21 protein-coding genes are annotated in these 22804 nt (G+C 49.2%); 1 reads left to right on the forward strand and 20 read right to left on the reverse strand.

Annotation, left to right across the window (positions count from 1 at the left end; all coding sequences use genetic code 11):
• Positions 1 to 351: 351 nt before the first annotated feature.
• Positions 352 to 918: an SAV1803-related protein gene (locus AC07KQ_RS10155; RefSeq protein ID WP_003580320.1), complete on the reverse strand. Its 567-nt coding sequence runs from the start codon at positions 916 to 918 to the stop codon at positions 352 to 354.
• Between the two features lie 249 nt (positions 919 to 1167).
• Here AC07KQ_RS10155 and AC07KQ_RS10160 point away from each other — a divergent pair, with 249 nt between their 5' ends.
• The gene (locus AC07KQ_RS10160; protein ID WP_003566756.1) at positions 1168 to 2352 is read left to right on the forward strand and encodes an AbrB/MazE/SpoVT family DNA-binding domain-containing protein; all 1185 of its coding nucleotides are present in this window, start codon (positions 1168 to 1170) and stop codon (positions 2350 to 2352) included.
• Between the two features lie 557 nt (positions 2353 to 2909).
• On the opposite strand, the gene AC07KQ_RS10165 is transcribed toward AC07KQ_RS10160, so the two are convergent.
• From AC07KQ_RS10165 to AC07KQ_RS10255, 19 genes are all read right to left on the reverse strand, one after another.
• On the reverse strand, positions 2910 to 4871 hold the full coding sequence (locus AC07KQ_RS10165) for a PTS sucrose transporter subunit IIABC (RefSeq protein ID WP_027111533.1): 1962 nt from the start codon (positions 4869 to 4871) through the stop codon (positions 2910 to 2912).
• Positions 4872 to 4873: 2 nt separating this feature from the next.
• A complete protein-coding gene (locus AC07KQ_RS10170) occupies positions 4874 to 6541 on the reverse strand; it encodes a glycoside hydrolase family 13 protein (protein WP_003580326.1) in 1668 nt (555 codons plus the stop codon).
• 74 nt (positions 6542 to 6615) lie between these two features.
• Positions 6616 to 7617 (reverse strand): LacI family DNA-binding transcriptional regulator, encoded by a 1002-nt coding sequence (locus AC07KQ_RS10175; RefSeq protein WP_003580329.1) that lies wholly within the window; start codon positions 7615 to 7617, stop codon positions 6616 to 6618.
• A 144-nt stretch (positions 7618 to 7761) separates the two neighbouring features.
• A complete protein-coding gene (locus AC07KQ_RS10180) occupies positions 7762 to 9240 on the reverse strand; it encodes a sucrose-6-phosphate hydrolase (protein WP_003580330.1) in 1479 nt (492 codons plus the stop codon).
• Positions 9241 to 9836: 596 nt separating this feature from the next.
• Positions 9837 to 10712 carry an SDR family oxidoreductase gene (locus tag AC07KQ_RS10185; RefSeq protein WP_003566762.1) on the reverse strand — a complete coding sequence of 292 codons (876 nt, stop codon included), beginning with the start codon at positions 10710 to 10712 and terminating at the stop codon, positions 9837 to 9839.
• A gap of 80 nt (positions 10713 to 10792) precedes the next feature.
• A complete protein-coding gene (locus tag AC07KQ_RS10190) occupies positions 10793 to 11974 on the reverse strand; it encodes an SAM-dependent methyltransferase (protein WP_003580332.1) in 1182 nt (393 codons plus the stop codon).
• Positions 11975 to 12073: 99 nt separating this feature from the next.
• Positions 12074 to 12847 (reverse strand): acetyl-CoA carboxylase carboxyltransferase subunit alpha, encoded by a 774-nt coding sequence (gene accA / locus AC07KQ_RS10195; RefSeq protein WP_003580334.1) that lies wholly within the window; start codon positions 12845 to 12847, stop codon positions 12074 to 12076.
• A 152-nt stretch (positions 12848 to 12999) separates the two neighbouring features.
• Positions 13000 to 13815 (reverse strand): acetyl-CoA carboxylase, carboxyltransferase subunit beta, encoded by an 816-nt coding sequence (accD, locus tag AC07KQ_RS10200; protein ID WP_003580336.1) that lies wholly within the window; start codon positions 13813 to 13815, stop codon positions 13000 to 13002.
• A gap of 243 nt (positions 13816 to 14058) precedes the next feature.
• Positions 14059 to 15423, reverse strand: coding sequence for an acetyl-CoA carboxylase biotin carboxylase subunit (locus tag AC07KQ_RS10205; protein WP_003585370.1), 1365 nt, complete (start codon positions 15421 to 15423; stop codon positions 14059 to 14061).
• Between the two features lie 40 nt (positions 15424 to 15463).
• Positions 15464 to 15904, reverse strand: coding sequence for a 3-hydroxyacyl-ACP dehydratase FabZ (gene fabZ / locus AC07KQ_RS10210; protein WP_003571030.1), 441 nt, complete (start codon positions 15902 to 15904; stop codon positions 15464 to 15466).
• A 112-nt stretch (positions 15905 to 16016) separates the two neighbouring features.
• Positions 16017 to 16460: an acetyl-CoA carboxylase biotin carboxyl carrier protein gene (gene accB, locus AC07KQ_RS10215; protein ID WP_003580339.1), complete on the reverse strand. Its 444-nt coding sequence runs from the start codon at positions 16458 to 16460 to the stop codon at positions 16017 to 16019.
• A gap of 5 nt (positions 16461 to 16465) precedes the next feature.
• A complete protein-coding gene (gene fabF / locus AC07KQ_RS10220; RefSeq protein ID WP_003580341.1) occupies positions 16466 to 17686 on the reverse strand; it encodes a beta-ketoacyl-ACP synthase II in 1221 nt (406 codons plus the stop codon).
• Between the two features lie 22 nt (positions 17687 to 17708).
• Entirely contained in the window at positions 17709 to 18437 is a 729-nt protein-coding gene (gene fabG / locus AC07KQ_RS10225) for a 3-oxoacyl-ACP reductase FabG (RefSeq protein WP_003580342.1), read from the reverse strand.
• Positions 18434 to 19357: an ACP S-malonyltransferase gene (locus tag AC07KQ_RS10230; protein WP_003580345.1), complete on the reverse strand. Its 924-nt coding sequence runs from the start codon at positions 19355 to 19357 to the stop codon at positions 18434 to 18436. The genes fabG and AC07KQ_RS10230 overlap by 4 nt, the downstream gene beginning before the upstream one ends.
• Before the next feature lie 36 nt (positions 19358 to 19393).
• Positions 19394 to 20380, reverse strand: coding sequence for a nitronate monooxygenase (locus AC07KQ_RS10235; protein WP_016382227.1), 987 nt, complete (start codon positions 20378 to 20380; stop codon positions 19394 to 19396).
• 23 nt (positions 20381 to 20403) lie between these two features.
• Positions 20404 to 20643 carry an acyl carrier protein gene (locus tag AC07KQ_RS10240; protein ID WP_003566774.1) on the reverse strand — a complete coding sequence of 80 codons (240 nt, stop codon included), beginning with the start codon at positions 20641 to 20643 and terminating at the stop codon, positions 20404 to 20406.
• A gap of 103 nt (positions 20644 to 20746) precedes the next feature.
• The gene (locus AC07KQ_RS10245; RefSeq protein ID WP_003580349.1) at positions 20747 to 21709 is read right to left on the reverse strand and encodes a beta-ketoacyl-ACP synthase III; all 963 of its coding nucleotides are present in this window, start codon (positions 21707 to 21709) and stop codon (positions 20747 to 20749) included.
• A gap of 15 nt (positions 21710 to 21724) precedes the next feature.
• Positions 21725 to 22174, reverse strand: coding sequence for a MarR family winged helix-turn-helix transcriptional regulator (locus AC07KQ_RS10250; protein ID WP_003566777.1), 450 nt, complete (start codon positions 22172 to 22174; stop codon positions 21725 to 21727).
• Between the two features lie 70 nt (positions 22175 to 22244).
• Positions 22245 to 22682, reverse strand: a complete 438-nt coding sequence (locus tag AC07KQ_RS10255) for a 3-hydroxyacyl-ACP dehydratase FabZ family protein (RefSeq protein WP_003566778.1) — start codon at positions 22680 to 22682, stop codon at positions 22245 to 22247.
• Positions 22683 to 22804 lie beyond the last annotated feature (122 nt).

Raw genomic sequence — 22804 nt, forward strand, 5'->3', positions numbered from 1 at the left:
TCCAAAGCAGCCCGCAAGACCGAGATGCTTTTTGAACCTTAACGCTGCGTTCCAGCGTATAGATAACCTTCTTCATTATGAAGCATATTACGGGCAACGTCCATACAGAGGGACTCAACTGACTGACTGATTTAATATGTACTTCTGACAGAAAATCAGGATACGTTCGTCACCGATTCGGACTAAATTGAAGTTGAGTAACGAATAGAGCAAATATTGTGTTAGAGTTTACATTTGTTTTCGGGACAATTCTGTAGCGAAATCTGACTACATTTAGAAACGTAAACAAAAAGCAGTGCCACTTCACGCTAATCATGAAGTAACACTGCTTTTTCACCGCGTAAGAATCATTCAGATTCTGTAATATCGAGCAACTTTTGCTCGTGGGCCACTATCAATTTGCTCTAAAAGTCTCTTTGCCTCTTCTTTAGTCAGAAACGAACGCCGATACACTGCCTTCATCCACTCAGGTTCCGGCATCTTCTTACTTATAAACCATTGATCGACATTTGGGGCTAAGAAAACGCTATATCCTTTTTCACCAAAGCGTCCATCTGTCTCTTTAGCAATAATGGCGTGCAAAATAAGATGTTCGATTAGATCCGCATATACCAGTCTGTCTTTACGATGCATACTAAACGGATATTGATAATGTCGAATAAATCTTAGATCACTCAGGTTTTCTGCACGATTCTCGTCAACATGGTGCGTATAGAGTCCTTCTGAAGTTCTGGCATACTTGCCTTTGCTAATAGACTTGATTTCACCGTTTAGAAAACGCTGATAAGATTTTTCATTAAAATAGTTGTCTTTCACCGGTCCATATTTATTGAGTAAATAGGCAACTGCTTCAGAATAGGTCATGTTGATCATATTCATGTACTCTGCATATCTTATTTCGTGGTCTGCTTCTGTCATGACGCGTACCTCCTATCGTTTAGAAAAAGGCTCAATCAATCTTGAAAATAAAAGCTCCCTTTTGTGCCAGCCCATAGGCGGACTGCGAGTCTCCCTTACCGCATAACTTCAGATTGATTGTATCATAGGCATTGCCTAACAATCGAAAGTTAGACCGTACTTTAAGTTGGCAACACCCTTTTTCCAAAATGTGCTACAGTAAGTTCCTGAACACATCACATCAAACCAACTTTGGAGCGTGTTAAAACATTGGCTAAAGAAACACATCACGTCGTCATCCCAGACGCCATCATGGAAGATCTTGATATTAAAGATGGCGAGCAAGTTGAAGTTACTTTAAAAGATAAGGAAGCCGTGATTCGGCCTAAACGGACGGATACGGGGACGCAGACGATTTCGCTACGGTTCTTCCTGATTCCCACGGTTTTGGCTGGAATCGCGTTTTTGGTCTACTTTATCTATTTCCAGATTTTGCAGGTGCCAATGACGGGAAAGAACTCGATTGCCCAGATGGTCATTGTGCTGGGCGAGTTGAGTGGGATCGCTACGTTTGCGGTTGCTTACATTCAGAATCATCGCCAGATTCATGGGCGGGATCATCGGCGCCGTTATTGGCGAATTTTTCCAACGATGCTGTTGTCCTTTGCAATTATTCTCGCGTTTGTGACATCAGTGTTTTTCTGGGTGATTGGCTATATGTTTGAAGGCGTCAGTTTTGATATTTATACGGCGACTGGGTTATTCCTGCTGTTTATCAGTATTGTGAACTACCTGATGATTTATTCGGCCTTGTCGATTTCGACCTCCTTCATCACGACCCTGTTTCTATCGACCTTCGTTGGCGGCGTCATTGGCGCGATTGTGACAAATAGTTCGCGCCAGTGGTGGCAACATAACGTCAGTTTTCTTGGCACGAACAAGGCGTTGAATGCGTGGCAATTTAATCTCACCATCGCTGTGTCGGCCTTGCTGTGGATCGCGCTGGTGGATTATCTCTTCGTACCACTGATGGCGCATCGAAAAAATGATTGGCGGTTGATCACGATGCGGATCATGTTGACGGTTGCGGCGATTGCCTTGCTGGGCGTCGGCCTTTTCCCGAACAATCGCGGCCTCATGCATATCTTGCATACGCAAAGTGCTTGGTTCCTGAATTATTTCATTATCGGCATGATCATTGCAGTTCGTTGGCTGTTGCCAGGCGTTTCGCGCGAATTTCTAAGCACCAGTTACATCATCGGCGGCATCATCATTTTCGCCGCAATCCTCTTCCAATTCGTCCACTACTTGTCACTGACAGCGTTTGAGATGATTGCCTTTGCCCTCGCAATGTCATGGATCATGTTGCTACTGCAAAACATTCACCGGCTTTACCAAAAAGACGAGTCTACGTTTGTCGTGACGGTGACCACAGACAAGGTAAACACTGACTAGCTATGATCCACTGTTGTTTCTTGGCACGCTCTACTAATTTAGCACTCAGCTTCTCGCAGCCTTGTTAACTAAGGATGTTTGCAAAAAAAATAGACCGACTAGTCGAAAGCCGCTACAGGTTGGCAACTTGTCACTCTGGCTCCCATCTAGCATTGAAAATACCCCAAGTACTAACAGACGCTTCAATCATCTGTCGGTACTAGGGGTATTTTTTAAAATTGGGGGCAATTTGGGGGCAATTTTTAGCTACGCATGTTGAGACATCACTCAATGTATAGCGGAAAATTATTAGCCTTATCATAGGTAATTTAGCATCAATTTTAAAGATCCCAGTGCCAAAGCGGAGCAATCGTAGGCCAGATGGGGCTCAGCCGTGCAAACAACACAGCGACGGGCTGTGGAGCTGATGTTGTTAGGCGACTTCGAGACCGGTCTTTGGGCTCGAAGCGCCGTCACAGCGTTCCAGCCCCATCTGGCCGGAGATTGCGCAGTTTGGCACAGCATAGAACTTTAGCCTAGAGATTCCCACCAGCTTATTTGAACGTTGTTTAACAACATCAAGCCGGTTCAACCGATTCAACCTTCACATCTTCACGCTGCACCGCGAGCAAATCCGCCCCAGCCTGAACCGTGGTATCAGCCGCCACTGGCTCGATTTGTGCATAAGACTTGCTATTGGTAATGAGCACGATGGTAGTCGCGTCTAGCCCAGCCTTTTTAATAGCTGCTTGATCAAAGGTGCCGAGCAAGTCGCCTTGGTTGACATGCTGACCGGCTTTGACGGCGACTGTAAACGGTGCACCTTTGAGATTGACGGTATCGATGCCTAGGTGAACGAGGATTTCCATGCCATCATCTGTCGTTAGGCCGTATGCGTGGCCGGTGTCGGCGACGACGGATAAGGTGCCGGCTTGTGGTGCGTAAACTTTGTTGATGCCAGGTTCGGCAGGCTTGATGGCCATGCCTTCACCCATCATCCCTGAAGCGAAAACGGGATCGCTGACTTGATCCAACGCAACGGTTTCACCGCCAACCGGTGCATAGACTTTGTTGTCGCTGACAGTTGAGGAGATCACAGCATTGGCGGTTTCGACATCCCCATCTGGCGTTAGCACTTCCTTCGGGATCGCAAACGCGTTGGTCGCGACAAAGGCCGCGACAACGGTCCCAAGTGACACGATGGTATACCACAACAACGCATGGCCGTTATAGATGTACATCAGATAAGATGGCACCACTGCAAGGCCATACGAGTTAGCAGCGACGTTGAGCATGCTTAAAATCGCAGCACCAATTCCGGATGTCAAAACGGTGACGATCAATGGCCGAAAGTTGTAACGGATTAAGACCCCAAACAACGTTGGTTCAGAAACCCCGAATAGTTGTGAGGTAAAGGCACCCATTGAAGTTGCTTTAGCCTTGTTGGAACGGGCCCGTAAGAAAATGGCGAGGGCAACGCCGAGGTTGGCAAAGCCATACATCGCTTCAAGTGTGATCAACGGATTCAAACCGGTTGAAGCAAGCAGCGAAGTTTCGATGGCGATCATGGTCTGATGAATCCCGATGAGAACCATCAGTGGATAAGCAGCCCCGATCAGGAACCCACCGATTCCAAATGGCAGATGGATCACGGCTTCAACACCGACAAGCATGCCACTTTCAATGGCGTGGACAATTGGACCGACGCCCATGATCATGATGGCGAACGTGACGAGCATCGTCAAAAATGGCGTGAGAATCTGTTCCAAAACGTTGGGCATGTGACGCCGGAAGAATAGTTCAAGTTTGGCCCCGATAAACCCAGCGACCAAGGCGGTTAACACGGAGCCTTGACTACCAACAACTGGCAACCAGCCAAACAGCATAATGGCCTTGGCACTGCCATCAGCAACCGAATACGCATTTGGTAGAATTGGCGAAACCAGCATTAAACCAATGACGATCCCAATGATCGGTGTGCCTTTGAAGTAGCGGAAGGTCGACCAGACGATCAAGGCGGGCAAGAAAGCAAAAACGGTATCGGTGAGCACCGAGATTACCGATGTCAGGCTAGCCGGTATATCGCTTGGGACCGCTCCGAAAAGTTTTAATACTTGCGCATTGGTTGCTGCACTTTTCAGCCCTAAGAACAGACCGGTGGCAGCAATCACAGGAATAATTGGAATGAAAATGCCTGACAGCATCGCCATTAATCGCTGTACGACTGTCTTGTGCTCGTTGCTGGTTTTACCGGCAGTGTCGGCGTCGTCTTTACCATAAATCGCATTCACGGTGCCAAGCTTAGCAATGGCCGCGTAGACATCGTTGACAACGCCGGTGCCGATAATGACCTGATATTGGCCAGAGCCATAGAAAACACCTTTGACTTCCGGCAACTTCTCAAGGGCTTTGTCATCAATTGCCTTCCGATCTTTCACTACAAAACGCAGTCGCGTCTGGCAATGGGTCACGGAATCGACGTTATTTTCACCAACCAGCTTTAAAATTGCTTTTGCTTCTTCTTCATAGTTTTTAGCCATGATCATTTCACCTCAATAAGAATCACTTGATAGGGTTGTAAGCTCGTTCCAACGTCCGGGTAATTGTTCAGCCAAACGTGACCAGCTGGTAAGTCAACTGCAGCTGACTTCGGGCTAAGATTCACAAAAATTTGGACATGTTGCCCGCGGGCATAGGCAATCACGTTGTCGTTGTGTGCATCCAGCGGGGCAAAGTCGCCTTCGATCAAATCGGCGCGCAATGGTGATGCATTCCGCAGGCGGCAGAGCGTTTGATAAAACGTCCAGACCGAATTGGGATCATCGTGTTCTGCCTGCCAGTTCACGCCAGCAGCTTGCTTGGCCAGTGGCAACCAAGGTTCATGACCAGCGTTGAAGCCGCCATTTTGGCTGTCGTCCCATGGGTATGGCGTACGGGCATTGTCACGTGAGCGTCGGTTGACACAAGCAAGGGCATCAGCTTCGGAGTAACCTTCTGCCAGTGCACGGCGATAGTTGTCATGCGCGGAAAGATCGTTGAATTGATCAATGTTGGTTCGCACCGCATTGACCATGCCGAGTTCTTGGCCTTGATAGATAAACGGACAGCCACGTAAACCGAAGTATAACAGTGCTAAGGCTTTTGCCCCAATCGCATTGCGATATTGCGGCTCACGGATATACTTGCTTAGGCTTCGCGGTTGATCATGATTTTCAAGAAAATTAGCCCCCCAGCCAACTTTTTGAATCGCCAGCTGGCTTTTGGCAATCGCCTCGCCAAGCATTTTCGGCGTCCAGTTGGTTTGCTTGAACCACTCAGACCCGGAAGCGACGTCAATGTCGGCGTAATGAAAATCAAAAATCATTGAGAAGTAGCCGTTTTCGCCAATGAAGTCACCGAGTTGATCGTATGCAACGCCGGACGCTTCGCCGATCGTGACGGCATTGGCTGGTTTAAAGGTGGCAGTGTTCAACTCTTTGAGAAATTGATCCAGACCCGGTCGATTTTCCGTTTTGCGCTTAACCTTGCCTAACCCATCGCTGCCATCTGGCGTGATAGAAGCAAAATCCTGATCCTTTTTGATAAACGTAATGGCGTCGACCCGGAATCCGGCGAGGCCTTTGGCTAGCCACCAGTTGATCATGCTATAAATGGCTTGCCGCAACTTCGGATTTTCCCAATTCAGGTCCGGTTGTTGTGGGGAAAAGACGTGGTGATAATAGGTGTTGGGCTCTCCGGGAACCGCTGTCCATGACGAGCCAGCGCCGAAGTTTGAGCGCCAGTTGTTCGGCGGCTGACCATCATGACCCTGGCGGAAAATATAAAAGTCCCGATATGGTGAGGCCGGATCCTTGAGCGCCGCTTGAAACCACCGGTGCTGATCGGACGTATGGTTGACCACCAAATCCATTACCACTTTGATACCGAGATCTTTGGCAGTTGCCATGAGCTGATCAAAGTCAGTCATGGTCCCAAAGCGCGGATCAATCGCCTGATAGTCGGCAATGTCATAACCATTGTCAACCATGGGGCTCTTATAAACCGGCGACAACCAAATCGTGGTAATGCCTAATTCTTTTAACTTCGGTAATTCGGCAGTGATGCCAGGCAGATCGCCTATGCCGTCATTATTGCTATCTTTGAATGAGGCCGGATAGATTTGATAGAAAATTTCTTGTTGCCACCAAGTACGGCTAGTTTCGTTCGTCATGACTTTATCCTCCAGTTAGCTGATGCTGTCGTATGAGAATGTGGTATCGATTCCATATGAGGCAAAAATAAAACTCAGGCGCTTTGCCTGATTTTCAACGATAAGTGCAAGGTTGGTTGCGTGTCTTGGGCGACTTGTCGGCCCAACCCTTTTAACAACTCGTGCGTCGCCGCCGCTGCCATCGAAGCAACAGGCTGATGCACCGTCGTCAGCGGGACTTTGGCAAAAGGCGCAAACGGCTGATCGTCATATCCCATAACTGCGATGTCATTAGGTACCTTCACGTCGGCAGCCAACAGACTGTCAATCACGCCGACTGCGACCTCGTCCGAGTTGGTAAACACGGCATCCGGCCGCACATTCGGCGCCAAGCTTGCGAGCTGCTTGCCAACTGCCTGCCCTTCTTTGGCTGTGTGAATTTGACCAAACAGTAAATCTTGCGCCACTAAAAGCTGATGTGCCTGCATAAAGTCTAAAAACGCTTGCGTACGGCTTTGTCCATGGTGGGCGCCGCTGATGGTGCCACCGCTGACATACGCAAACCGGCGATGGCCTTGATTGAATAAATAGTCGAGTGCATCACGGGTCGCCTGATAATGTGGCAATACCAGCGAAGTAGCCCCGGGGATCTGGGCATCGGCATTCACAACCACAACCCGCCCCGGAAAGGCCTTCGCAACTGCCATAACTCGATCAGGGGCTTCAACTGAAGCTAAAATGACGCCGTCCAATTCGCGACTTTTCAGTTGCTTGAGAAACCGTTCTTCGGCCTCGGGATCATCATATGTCTGGGTAATCATCACTTGGTAACCGTGGGCATGTAGTTCCCGTTCAATCGCATCGAACAAGCCAGCAAAAAACGGATTGGTCACGCGGGATACCAGAACCCCGATGTTGCCAGTGGCTTGAGCGCGCAATGATGTGGCGGCCGCACTCGGCGTATAGCCCAACTGATGAATTGCTTTTTCGATCCGCGTACGCTTTTCAGCGGAGATGTAGGGATGATGATTCAGATAGCGCGAAACCGTGGTCACGCCAACCCCTGCTGCTTTAGCAATTTCACTAATCGTCGCCATTCCTTGCATCTCCTTTTATATGGAATCGATTTCATAGACGAGTATACAGCGCTTTCAAAAATTGTCAAGCATTGACTAAAAAGATTTTTTGCGTCCCAGTCTAAAAAAGCCTTACGCCGTGTCGCCACAACGTAAGGCTTGCGATCAAAGACCGCCATTATCCTTTTTAAGATTCCATGACACAACATCACTGGCCGCTGACGGTGGGGTAATGCGTGCCGCGGTTGGTGCTTCATTGCCAAAGAAGCGACCGGAGACAACGCGGTAGCCTTGGTCAATGAATAATTCGAACACAGATACATCAATGAACAAGCGGATTTCAACTGTTTTTCCAGCTGGAAAGCCGAACTGGCGCAAACTGCCGCCATTATTGCGATTCTCGCGCTGAATCATCCCCTGCCCGCTATCAGAGTCGAGATGAATCAGCAACTGATCATGGTCCCCATCAGGCAGATGAATCGTTGTCTTTTGACCTGCCGCAAGCGTGAAGGCTAGTTCAAAGGCGCCTTCCAAGTTGGTAACGGTCCACTCATCATCATGCTGCTGAATGACCGGTAGATCTTCCACCGCCGTCTCCCGCAGACTTTTGATAGCCGGGTGCGGATAGAGGCAAACGTGATCATCACGCAGCGTCAATTGGCGCACATAACTCAAGACCCCGGCCCAACCATCATCATCTGTTGGGTAGGTGGTATCTGGCAAGCCGAGCCATGAAATCGCCAAGGTGCCATCATCATCTGTATTCGCCAGACGAGTCGCATAAAAGTCAAAACCCTTGTCAATGTTTTGCAGCCGCTGGTGGGTTAAGTTACCAGTTGCCGGATCAAAACTATCAGCCACGAGGGCAATATTCGGATAGACATTTTCATATTCGAAAAAGTCCTGATCGAGACCTTGTGGACAGTATACTAAGACCACTTTGCCATTGATGAACGTGATGTTCGGGCACTCAACCATGTAGCCGCAAAATTCATCAGGAATACTTAGCGGTGCCACAAACCGCCAGCTCTTGTCGGTCTGCTTGGCATAAAGCAGAATGGCGCCGGTGTGATCTGGACGCTGGCCGCCAATCAGGACATAGGTCTGGCCTTCATAGTTAAACAAAAATGGATCGCGGAACTCCTGCGTGTAACCAGTAGGCGGTGTTAGGATTAATGGCTTCGGATCCTTGAACAACCGGCCATCAGCGCCGAGAACGGCCCCTAGCTGGGTGCTATGCCGATGCCACTGATCATCCCGCGCATTGCCGGTATACATCAAGCGCAACGTGCCGTGTGTCACCAACGCTGATCCTGTGTAAGCCCCATGCGAGTCATACTCGTTATCCGGCAATAGATCGCCTGGCACCCGGCGCCAGTTAAACAAATCCTTCGACACCGCATGCGCCCACGACTTCAGGCCATGGACCGGGCCAAACGGAAATTGTTGATAATAAAGGTGCCATTTGTTGTTGAAAAAGTTCAAGCTGCACGGGTCATTGATTAAACCAGTATCTGGTTGAACATGCGTCTTTGTCCGCCATTTACTCGCAGCAACCTGAGCCTTCAACTTCATAATATAATCAGGCGCCCAGGACGAATACGGCTGATACCGCGCCGCCGTACTCCAAGTTGCTTCTTTCATGAACTTACCACCTTGTTTGAAATGTTACCCCCATCATATATGAGTTAGGGGCAATGTCAATGAAGACAGAAAAACAGGTTTCTGAAATCTTGATGCAATCATTTTCGGGAGAGCTGGTTGACCACCGAAAGGACGGGGTGGCGCCGCAGTGATTCGGGATGGTGACCACGAAGCTAGCGTGGTGGGCACGGACTTTGAGCCAACGGGCAAATCCGGCACGCTGGCTCAAAACTCGGCCTTCTCCTAAAGCAGGCAACCCACCTGCTTTAGGAAAATCCCGCCACTGAGCCCATCGCCGCGGAACCAGTTCAGGCTAGCGGATAAATCGCTGCCCAAGATAGATCCTGAAAAGCGATCCGCAACAAACAAACTTGATGCAAAAAATCCGCAGCTTAGGCCGCGGATTTTTGATTGGCCGATCGGAGGGTGGCCGATCAGCGATTTTTTACTTTGGAGGAGTAAAAATGAAAAAGTTGGGTTGGGGAAGGAATGAGTGGGTGGCTCATTTCTATGTTGTTAATACTACAAGCGATGTGTGAAATTTTTGTGATGGTAAATGGGTCTTTATGTTAAGTCTGTTGATTAAAATCATCTGCTCACGACAGCGGTTTAGGTAGAAATTCTGCCCGATAATCATGGACATATTGCTCGAAGCTGATTGCTGGGCGCCCGAGCACATTTGGCAATGTTGTCGTAACCGTTTTGGCGTTACCTAACTGGGTGATCAAGTAAAGCATCACCATGACATTGACATAGTTCTTCGGTAGCCCGCGTTGCAGCATGACCTTGCGAAAACGCCACAAACTCGGCTTGCTATAGGTGATCGGCACACCGAGTTCCATCGTCATGATCTGGGCAGCATCGGCGTAGGTGAGCGCTTGGGCGCCGGTAATATCGAGCTTTTGGCCAATATATGCCGGATCGCGCAGGACAACCGCAGCAGTCGCGCCGATATCACGGGTATCAATGAAACTAGTGCGAGCATGCCCAGCAGGCACAAACAGATCGCGATGGCCGACGATATCAGCTTGGTGGGTGGTATTCAAATTTTGCATAAAGAAACTTGGACGAATGAAAGTATAAGGCAAACCAAGTTCAACAATCCGTTTTTCGATTTGATGATGCGGCGTCATTGGATTATGCGCCACCCCAAGTAGTGACACAAAAACAACTTGCTTCACATGTCGAGCCACCAAGGCATCGAGAAAAGGATACATATCCTCTTTGGGCTTAGCCAATTGTGGCGGCCGAACGAAGAAGACCTTGTCGATGTCAGCTAAGGCTTGCTCGAAAGTGGCAGGATCGAGAAAGTCAAACCGGCGTACTTGAACCTTCAGCCCGTTTAACGCCTGTTTGGCATGCTCCGAATTGTGCACACCAGCAAATAGGTGAACATCTGGATCATCTTGCAGGTCGCGGATCAGCGGTTGACCGATATTGCCAGTAGCACCAATCACTAATAGATTTGTCAATAACTTTCTCCTTATAAAGAAAAAGTGCCTGAACAGGCACTTTTTTAATCTTGATCACCGCTTAATTATCGCGGTTGACCCTATTCATACATATAAGCACGGGTTGCCGGCAGATCTTTTCCAGACGGCCCCTTGCTGATCAAATACTGCATCACGTCAATGTTGCCAGATTCAAAGCTGGCAGCGGCCGCCTGCAGATAAACATCCCACATCCGCGTAAATTCGTAGCCGAATTTTTGCTGAATCGGATTACGATGATTATTGAAGTTGGTATCCCAAATCTCAAGTGTGCGTTGATAATGACGCCGCAGTGGTTCAAGATCTGCAACTTGCATGCCAGCGTCGACAATGTGATTAAGGTTTTCCGCCATCCCGGGCACATAACCATCCGGGAAAATGTATTTGTTAATCCATGCGTTTACCGCGCCGCCTTGTTGTCGCGTGATGCCGTGAATCAATGCCACACCGTCATCTTTTAGCAACTTAGCGACATCTTTAAAGTAGCCTTCTAGATTTTCCTTGCCGACATGTTCAAACATGCCAACTGATGTGATGTAATCAAATGGCTCGCGATTCAGTTCGCGATAATCCATATACAGCACCTCAGCAACATCGGATAGATGTTCTGATTCAATCCGATCCGAAACCAGTTTAAACTGTTCCTTGCTCAGGGTGATGCCGACGACCTTCAAGTGATAGGTCTTAGCTGCGCGTAACATCAACGTACCCCAGCCGCAGCCAATATCCAGCAATGTCCGCCCCGGCTGTGGATTAAGTTTCCGCAAAATATGATCAATCTTATTTAATTGGGCGGTTTCTAGATCGTCACTCCAGTCCTCAAAGTAGGCACAGGAATAAGTTAAAGTCGGATCCAACCACAGTTTATAAAAATCATTGCCAAGATCGTAGTGAGAATGAATGTCTTCTTTTGACTTATGTTCGGTATGACTTTGCTTCGGGAGAAAGCGCATGAGTTTCTTGTTGCGCATAAAACTGCCCGCATTCGCATAAGCCGCCGCGATTAATTGTTGCAATGGCCGTGTGCCGCCAAGCACTTCAATGTCGCCACGCATATAAGCCTCACCCAGTGCCAACGATGCATTTTTCAGCAAATCACGGACCGGAATGGCCTTTTTCATTTTAATCGTGATCGTTGGCTCACCTGTACCATACGTTTCTTCCGTATGATCCCAGTAGTCCACGCGAACCGGAATATTGAAAGAGTGACTGAACATGGTATGATAAAACTTTTTTTCAAGCATGATGGCCTCCGTTTTGAGAAGTTACAAGAAGAATTATACGGCTTTTTAACCAAAGAAAAAACACCGCCGTGAAAATGGACGGTGTGTAGCCGTTTTCATTTAAAATTTTCGAAAACGCTGCTGTCGCTTGGCAATCAGTGCCTGCGGATCAGTAGCAACTAATTCTGCGAGCTTGGGCTTGATTGCTGCCTTCAACGTCGTCGCGAAAGTCGTACCGGTATCCGGAATAATGCGATCACAGACCGCTTTAGCCAATAAATCTTGCGGGGTCAGTTGCATGACCGCGGCCGCCTCTTTAGCACGGCTGGCATCCTTCCACAAAATAGCCGCAAAACCTTCTGGGGATAGAATGCTATACATGCTCTTGTCCGTCATCCAGACCTCATCCCCAAACGCCAAAGCCAAGGCACCGCCTGACCCGCCTTCACCGATCAAAATCGCAAGAATCGGCGTTGGGAGATCAGCACAGGTGTATAACAAATCAGCAATAGCGGCGCCTTGGCCATTGGCCTCCGCCTCTTTGCCAGGATATGCGCCGGGGGTGTTAATGAGCGTGACAATCGGTCGATGAAACTTGGCTGCCTGCTTCATTAACCGTAGCGCCTTACGATAACCCCAAGGCTCAGGACTGCCAAAATGCGTCTGCAATCGCTCCGTTAGGTCTTGCCCTTTATCCGTTGCAATCACGGTCACGGCTTGCTGATCAAGCCAGCCAATGCCGCCAATGACAGCCGGATCATCGTGACTTGAGCGATCACCGTGAAATTCATGAAAGTTTGTCACCAACCCGTTAATCAGTTCCCGCGTGCGATATGGTCGTGGTGCTCTGGCTGCTAGAACTGTCTCATACGCTAGCGTTTCTTTATCCGTCATGCTTGAAAGCCTCCCTTATTGCTGCAACTGTATGCCTGTCAATGTGTTTGTCAGACGGCTACGCGTGATATGAAGAACGCTAGGCAAATTGATCCAAGATGGCAATCAATCCGTCTAGCGTCGCGTCACCATGCCTCATCAAATGTCACTGCTCAGGCTGTATGCAACGCCAACAAATCCCCTAAATAACTAGGCTGATCCTGCCGCTGTACCACTGCATCAATAAAACCGCTTTGCAAAAGGGTTTCTGCTCGCTGAAAGTTTTGCGGCAGCTTTTGGTTAATCGTTTGTTCAATCACCCGCCGACCTGCAAAACCAATCAAACTGTGTGGTTCTGCCAACGTGATGTCGCCTTGCATCGCAAAACTCGCGGTTACGCCGCCCATCGTTGGATCGGTCAATACACTGATGAATAACAAGCCTGCATTGCTGTGCGCTTTAACTGCGGCACTTACTTTGGCCATTTGCATCAGCGAATGAATACCTTCCTGCATCCGCGCACCACCGCTAGCACAGAAAAGAACAACTGCTAAATTGGCGCTGGTTGCTTTTTCAAATAACCGAGTCAACCGTTCGCCAGTCACAGTGCCAAGTGAACCCATCATGAACTGTGGATCCATGATACCAAGCGCACAGTTTTGACCACCAATCGTCGCCTGACCTGTCCACACACTGTCTTTCAAACCAGTAGCAGCCTGGCCTGCTGCCAATTTCTCGGTATATCCCGGGAAATCCAGCGGGTCCGACGTCACCAGATCGGCATCCCATTCTTCTGTTGCTGTCGCGATAAGGGACAGTCGTTTTTTAGCAGTGATTCGAAAGCCGTAGTGGCAGTGCGGGCAAACTTGAGCATTGCCCAAACTCTCACGATAGCTGCCTTGCTTACAATACGGACATTGAATCCACAAGTTTTCGGGTAAGGCTGCCTCACGAGCAAGTGCTTCTTGGGTCAGTTGTGGTTGTGACATGCAGTATCCTTCCTTTCAAAACGCGTTCACCACCCCAGAAACCTGCACATAAGGACCTCAAGCCTAAATGGCCAAAGCCCAGCCATTTATTTAGGCTTGAGGCCACTTATGCTCCGGTTTCTAAACGGGCCTGCTCACGCTCTGCTTAAACGCGCTCTCCAGCCCAGAAACCTGCATGTAAGGACCTTGGTCGCAATGGCCCAAAACCGGCCATCACGCCCAAGGCCGCTTACACTCCGGTTTCTAACCGGGCTGGTTCGCGCTCTGCCATTTTGGTAAAAAGTCGCGATTGAGATAGGCGGTATCGGCTTTGCCGGCCAGAACAGTCGGTGCTTGGAATAAGGCCAGAGCAAAATCCCGGTTGGTTTTGACACCTTCCACATGCAATTCAATCAGTGCACGATGCATTTTCGCTAAGGCCTCGTCACGGGTTCGCCCATGGACAATGAGTTTAGCAATCATGGCATCATAATAGGGGCTGATCTTATCGCCAGGCGCAACGCCGGTGTCAACCCGCAGCCCCATGCCGCCGGTTGGAAAGCGCAGTTGTTCAAGGGTGCCAACGTCTGGTCGAAAATCATGATAAGGATCTTCCGCGTTTAACCGGCATTCGATCGCAACCCCTGATGGTTCAGGTGTCGTTAATGCCACTTCATCGCCAGCTGCAACTCGTAGTTGAGCTTGGACCAAATCAACACCGGTCACCATTTCTGTAATTGGATGCTCGACCTGAATACGCGTATTCATTTCCATGAAATAAAAATGATGCTGCTGATCCATCAAGAACTCAATGGTACCAGCATTGAGATAATCGACTCCTTCAGCAATGGTCGCAGCGAGGTGAAGTAACTTTCTGCGTTCAGGTGACGTCAAGACTGGACATGGACTTTCTTCGACCATCTTTTGACTGTGACGTTGCAAGCTGCAATCTCGTTCTGGGAAAACACTGGTATGCCCGTGCATGTCGCGTAAAACCTGAACTTCGACGTGTTTGGCAGGGACAATGACTTTTTCAAGATACATCGTCGGATCGCTAAACGCCGCTTGAGCCTCTGCTTGGGCCCCCGCGAATTCAGCTTTCAATGCAGCAGCATCCGTTAATTTGCGAATACCTTTGCCGCCTCCGCCTGCGCTGGCCTTGAGCATCAATGGATAACCGATGGCCTCCCCTGCTGCCAGCGCGGTTTCAACGTCCTGTAAAGGATGACTGCCTGGAATCACGGGTACGCCTAAGTCAATCATTGTTTGTCGAGCAACGGCTTTGTCGCCCATTTGATCAATGGCAGTCGGTTTTGGCCCGATAAAGGCCAATCCGGCATCGGTTACGAGTTTCGCAAACTCGGCATTTTCCGATAAGAAGCCGAACCCGGGGTGCACTGCCTCGGCACCGCTCAAAATAGCGGCACTGACAACATTGCGCATATTCAGATAAGAGTCGGCCGCCCGCGGTCCGCCAATACAGATGGCTTCATCTGCAAGGGTGACATGCAGGCTGTGACGATCAGCGTTTGAGAACACCGCCACAGAGGTGATGCCCATTTCGCGCAAGGTCTGGATAATCCGGACCGCAATTTCGCCACGGTTGGCAACGAGTACTTTTTTGAACAAAGTTCCACTTCCTCACACAAATCTGGTTTCAATGGCAGTTTCAGCCAATAGCAAAAACTAAATCCGCACTGCTGGCCATGTTTTCGCCAACATAAATTTTGCCTTTGCCCAAACCTGCATTGTCAATCAGTTTCTCCAAGGTCACTTCAATCCGCAGCACGTCGCCTGGACGCACCATGTGGCGGAACTTGGCCTTCTTAATGCCGCCAAGGTAGGCTGTCTTTCCTTTGAAGTCCGGCATCGAAAGCAATGCAATCGCGCCAGCCTGCGCCATGGCTTCAATCTGCAACACACCAGGGAAAATTGGATTACCAGGAAAGTGTCCCTGAAAAATCTGTTCGTTAATTGAAACATTCTTTTGTGCCACTACGGATTCACCGGGTTTAAGATCCAAGACCCGGTCGACCATTAACATCGGATAGCGATGCGGCAAAATGGCCTGAATTTCTTGTGCTTCAAGTGTTTTCTTGGTTTCGAGCATAATGCCCTCCTTTTAAACGCGCTCTCCAGCCTAGAAACCTACGTATAAGAGCCCTGAACGCAATGCCATCAGGTTCAGGCCCGCGTACACACCGATTTCTAAACGCTCCTACTCACGCTCTGTCTTCTTCAATTGTGACTAATGCCTGATCATATTCAACGAGGCTTTCATTGTCGACGTTAATCGCCTTGAGTGTGCCGCTGACGGTGCTTTTGATTTCGTTCATCATTTTCATCGACTCAATGATGCAGACCACATCGCCTTTGTTAACGTGCGCGCCGACTTCAAAGTACGGATCAGCGTCAGGTTTAGGGGAAAGATAGACAATACCGACCAATGGCGCCTTAATCGCGGTGCCAGCTTCTGGTTCAGCTGGCACCGCCGTTTCCGGCGTTACCGGTTGACTAGGCACTGTTGCCTGAGTATTAACAATTGGCGCCGGAGCCGCACTTGCTTTGACCAGATGTAAAGAATCGTTGCCAAGCGTCAGCTCTAATTCATGCAAAGAACTTTGCTCCAACTGTTTGATCAGGACTTCAATCATTTCGGTGTCCATGATGCTCACCACCTTTTGAAGGCCAAGACCGCATTATGCCCGCCGAAACCAAAGGAATTGCTGAGTGCATAGTCAACTTCGACATCGCGATTAGCGGCATCCACCAAGGTGACTGGGCATTCAGGATCTTGCTCATCATCACCGACATTGATCGGCAATTTACCTTCGTGCAACGCACTAATCGTCATGATCGCTTCAATCGCACCAGCCGCACCCAGTAAATGACCAGTCAAAGCCTTGGTGGAACTCACCAAAACATCGTCCCCGAAAAGATCGTGGATCGCCTTGCTTTCCATGGCATCATTAGCCTTGGTCGCCGTGCCATGTGCATTGATATAGCCGACATCACTTGGCGCAATCCCAGCTTCTTCAATCGCCAGTTCCATTGCCCGTGCCGCTTGATGGCCGCTTGGATCAGGCGCCGTCATATGGTAAGCATCGCTCGTAGCACCATAACCAACAACTTCGCCTAAAATGTTGGCACCGCGTTGTTGCGCATGTTCGAGGCTTTCCAAGATAATCGCACCGCCACCTTCGCCGAGGACAAAACCGCTGCGATCAGCCGCAAATGGCAAACTTGCTTTGGCCGGATCGGCAGCCTTGGATAAGGCAGACAGGGCTGCAAAACCAGCAATACCGATTTCGTTAACAGAAGCCTCGGCACCACCTGTAATCACAACATCGGCTTTACCACTTTGAATCCGCATGGCTGCTTCGCCAATGGCATTCGTGGCTGAAGCACACGCAGTCACAACGACATAGCTCGGTCCGTGCGCGCCAAAGTACTGAGAAATTGTCCCGGCGACCATGTTGCTAATCGCTTCAGGCACAAACAGTGGACTTACTCGATCAGGGCCTTTGGCATTCATTTTTGTGACTTGTTCCTGAATGGTTGTCAAGCCACCAATACCTGAGCCAAAAATGACAGCCATTCGTTCAGAATCAACATCATCTTTAGTTAAACCTGACTGTTCATATGCCTCGATTGCACTGTAAAGGCCATATTGCGTGAAAAGATCCAGCCGTTTGCTCAGCCGTTTTTCCATTCGCACTTCAGGTTTAAAACCTTCGACCTCACCAGCGACTGTGATCCCGGTCTTCTCGGCATCAAACTTAGTGATTGGCCGAATACCAATCTTGCCAGCATCCATCGTTGCCACTGTTTCGGCAACTGAATGACCCAGCGGATTCACAGTACCCATTCCGGTTACGACTACTCGTTGCAATGTCATTCCTCCGTTCATGTACTTAGCCTAATCCACCAGCAACAGTTAATGTTTGCCCGGTTATGTAGGCATTTTCGACCAGAAAACGGGCCGCATGCGCAATTTCCTCAGGTTGACCGAATCGCTTTAACGGAATCTCCGCCAAAATCTGATCCTGACTAGCCTGACTCAGCGCTGCGGTCATATCGGTAGCAATCATGCCAGGTGCGATCGCATTGACTCGCACGCCACGCATGGCACCTTCTCGTGCTAATGTTTTGGTCAGACCAATGATGCCCGCTTTACTAGCTGCATAATTGGCTTGACCGATGTTCCCGGTCAACCCCACTACACTGGCAAGATTGATAATGACACCAGTGCGTGCCTTCAGCATTTTTTTGAATACTGGCTGACTCACATAGAAAGTCCCATCTAAGTTGACGCTGACAACCCGGGCAAAATCTTCCGGTTTCATCCGCATGGCCAACATGTCACTGGTGATTCCCGCATTGTTGACTAAAATATCGGCACTGCCAAACTTGTCCAGAGCGGTTGCCACCAGCTGCTGACCGGTTGCTGGATCGTCAACACTGCCAAGGACAGTGACGACGCCATGACCAAAGGCTTCAAGCTCTTTGATCAACTCAGTGGGAAATTCGTGGCGAGCGTTTAAAACAAGATTTGCGCCCGCTTCAGCAAAGTTTCGGGCGATCGCTTCGCCGATGCCTCGTGAAGCACCAGTGATGATCGCGGTTTTATCAGTTAATTTCAATCTGCCTTCACTCCGTTATTCAAGTCAATGACTGCATTAAGGCTCGCTGCGTTACTGATCAAGTATGTGGTCATACCGCGATCAATGCGCTTAATCATTTTGCTAAGCACTGGTTTTGGTCCCAGTTCAATGACCGTGTCAATACCAGCAGCCTTCAGTTGCCGCACCACATCAGCAAACTTAGTCGGTTCAGCCACCTGGGCCGCCAAAATTGACCGCATGTTTTCAGCCGAGAAGGGCTCAAGAGCCGTGGTACTGATGACCGGTGTAGCAGGATCAAAGACATGTACTTGGTCAAGGGCAGCACGCAATGGTGGCTGCGCATCAGCCATTAACGGACTATGAAATCCGCCAGCAACTTTCAGTGGCACAGTGCGAACGCCTTGATCTGACAACCACGCTTCAACCTGCGCCAAGCCAGCCTTGCTGCCGGCCAGTACGGTCTGTTTAGGGCCATTGTAATTGGCTGGCCAAACATCAGGCGCTTGTTGACAGGCAGCCACAATCACAGCAGTATCGCCAGTCATGACGGCTAACATGCTGCCTGGATGGGCCTGACAAGCAGCGGCCATCGCCTTGCCGCGGGCAGCAACCAGCTTCAACCCATCTTCCAAACTGATCCCGCCGCCAGCAATCAAGGCACTGTATTCTCCTAGACTTAAGCCAGCAAGTGCGGTTTCATCGGGCAATGCCGCGGCTGCTACTTCATGCATGGCCACGCTGTACGCAACTAAAGCCGGTTGCAAAGCATCCGGATGAGCAGCAAAATCGCCAGTCGCCAAAAACTGCGGCAGATCGAAGTCCAAAACTGCATCAGCGCGGTCAATAATCTCTTTGAATATCAAAGTATTCTGGTAAAAATCAATCCCCATTCCGGGGACCTCGGCACCTTGGCCATTAAACACATATGCAAAACGCAAGCAAGTACCTCCTCGTTTCAATGCGGACGTTTGCCGTTAAGCCTGTGCCCGCACATCGACTTGACCTGTCAATAAGGCCGCCATTTTTGAGCCAGCCAAAATTTCTTTGGCCTGACGCATCACGTCCTCAACAATGTCTTCGCTGCTTTCTTCACGCTTAACTAAGCCGGCAATCTCACCAGCCATGAAGGAACCATGTTCACGATCGCCTTCAAGGACGGCTTTACGCAAACTGCCATTACCAAGTTCTTCAACTGCCGAAAAATCGGTCGTGTCAGAAAGGGCAATTTTCTTTTCAAGTTTCAGGAAATTCCGGCTCATTGGGTTCTTCAAAACGCGGGCAGCATGACCGACATACAGGCCGGTTACCAGCGTATCAACGTCCTTGGCTTTAATGACGGCGTCCTTGTAGTTCTGGTGGATTCGGCTAGACGTTGACGTCAGAAAACGCGTCCCCATCTGAACACCGATGGCTCCCAAACTCAAGGCAGCCGCCACACCACGACCGTCAGCAATACCGCCAGCTGCAACGACGGGAATATCAACCGCATCGACAACTTGTGGCACTAGGGCCATCGTGGTAATGCTACCAATATGACCGCCAGATTCCATGCCTTCAGCGATAACGCCGTCGACACCGTCTTTTGCCATCCGTTTTGCCATGGCGACAGACGGTACAACCGGCATCACAATCGTGCCATTTTGCTGCAACCGTTCTAAGTAGCGGCTTGGATCACCGGCACCAGTCGTCACAAGCGCAACCTTAGCGTCAACGATCACGTCAATGACTTGTTCGACAAATGGTGAAAGTAGCATGACATTCACACCAAATGCCTTGTCAGTCAGTGACTTGGCAATATCAATTTGCTCTTTGACCCAAGAAGCTGGGGCATGACCAGAACCAATGATGCCCAAGCCGCCAGCTTCAGAAACTGATGCGGCGAGCTTGCCGTCAGCGACCCACGCCATGCCGCCTTGAAAAAGCGGATATTTAACGCCCAAGCGTTCCATTAATGGACTCATTGGCCCACTCCCTTCAAGTTGTCTTAAGCTTCAGCCTTTTCGGTGATGAAGTTAACAAGATCAGCCACCGTTTCAATGCTTTCATCGGTATCAATCTTAACGTCGAATTCGTCTTCGATTTCGTTGATGATTTCGAAAATGTCCAAACTGTCGGCATCCAAATCGTTCTTAAAGTTGGTTGTCAGTTGAACTTCTTCCGGCTTCTTATCCAATTGGTCAGCGATAATGTTTTGTACCTTAGGCAATACTTCTTCGTTTGTCATGTTTAATGTTCTCCTTTAAAGTTAACTATTTTGTAAGCGCCAGCAGAAGCGGACCCATAAGCGGGCTTCTGCGACTGCGAGCGCATCAGACTCAAACATACTGTTAATAAGTGACGATCAACGAGCCAACGGATAAACCGCCGCCAAAACCGCTGAGTACCAGCCGCTGACCGCGTTGTAAGCGACCGTCTTCAGCTAATTGTGCCAACAAGATCGGCACACTGGCTGCACTGGTGTTGCCATGCTCATCAATATTGATTGGGAACTTGGCAGGATCTGCTTTCAGCTTTTTGGTGACTGATTGCACAATTCTGGCATTGGCTTGGTGTAAGAGATACCAATCAACGTCATCAACCGCAACGGCTGCCTGTGTCAGTGCCCGATTGATTGAGCGTGGCACTTCGGAAATGGCGAATTGATAAACCGCTCGCCCATTCATTTTGAAAAATGGGGACGGCTTAGCTGAGGGTGCTTCGGCAAACGGACTGTGATTCGTCTGTTCACCAGCAACCAAAGCCATCTCAGTATCGCCGAAACTTTTAAGATCCACGGCCTGAACCGGGAAACCTTGATCATTGATCAAAACCCCGCCAGCACCATCAGCAAACAATACGGCCGTTCGCCGATCATGCCAATCGACAAGCCGAGAAAGTACCTCGCTGCCGATCACAATTCCTTGATGAACCGTTGGACTCGTCATCAGGCGATCCGCAACATGTAATGCATATTCAAAGCCGGCACAGGCAACATTGATGTTAAAAGCAAAGGCATGGTCTGCCTGCAAGGCCGCCTGCAACCGATTAGCCTCAGCCGGCGTCGCATAATCCGGACTCATGGTTGCCACAATAATAAAATCAAGTTGGTCAGCCGCGACCTGCGCTTTGGCCAATAACTGCTGAGCAACATCGTAAGCTAAATCAAAATTTTTTTGATTGGTGACGACATGGCGCGCTTTAATCCCGGTGCGTTCCTTGATCCAATCATCGGACGTATCCATGTACTGGCGCAATTGATCATTCTCAATCCGCGTGGCAGGTACCGAATAGGCACTGGCCAGAATCTCCAAAGCGGGTCCTTCTTTCTAATGACGATATTCGTCAATAAATTCATTCAGATTATCCAGTGCCCGCTCGATCAATTCGATCTGTGGCTCGGTAAATCCTTTGACGAAACTCGCAACCATTTTTTGATGAAAGGCAAGATGGGCACGATACATCAAGCGACCTTTGCGACTGAGCCGTAAATTCACAACGCGTTTATCCGACTCAAGATGCAACCGCTCGACATAACCTTTACGCGCTAAATTGTTGATGGCAACGCTCAAAGTGCCTTGGGTGACATGCAGTCGTTTAGCAACATCGCTTGAACTCGGTGTCGCATGAATGCCGATCGCATCGATCGTATGCATTTCCTTGATGCCTAAATCGCGGAACTGACTTTTACGCAGTTCTTCTTCTTCCATTCGTAAAATATCGGTATAAACTCTGATCAATTTATCATTGATCCGCTTGACGCTTGGCTTTTGGGACATAGGTGTGCCTCCATTGACAACTGATTTGATATTCAAAGTATCAGTTGAAAAAAATAGCCTGTCAAGTGAACTAAGCATTGGCTTCTACCACGAAATGCAATTCTGCGTGGCAAACCAATTCATCTCCGATACTGGCAGTCGTCGCAACGACCCCCATATTCTCTCGAACCTTAACCATTTTGATCGCCAGTGTTAGTACACTGCCGGTTGGAACTTGTGCTGAAAAATCAGCTTTACTGATACTGCCTAGATAAGCTGTTTTGCCAGCAAACTTTGGCGATTTTAAAATCAAAATGGATGCCGCTTGCGCTAGTGTTTCAATAATCAGTGTTGGCGGCATCGTTAGTTCATCTGGTAGATAGCCGACCAAATGATCCTCCGCAACACTGACATACTTCTCAGCCACCAGCGATTCATCAGGCACTAACTCACTCACATGATCGATATAAAACAATGGATATCGATTCGGAATTAATGCCTGAATGGTTGAGGTATTTAAAGTTGTCATAGCTTCGCCTCCTCTTTTCAAACGCGATTGCCGGCCTAAACGTTGCCGGCTCACGCTTTCTTTTTAAACACGGTCGCCAGCCCGGAAAAACCGGGCCAGCTTTTTTCAAAACGCGTTCGCTG

The sequence above is a fragment of the Lacticaseibacillus sp. YLM2-1 genome (assembly GCF_056583465.1).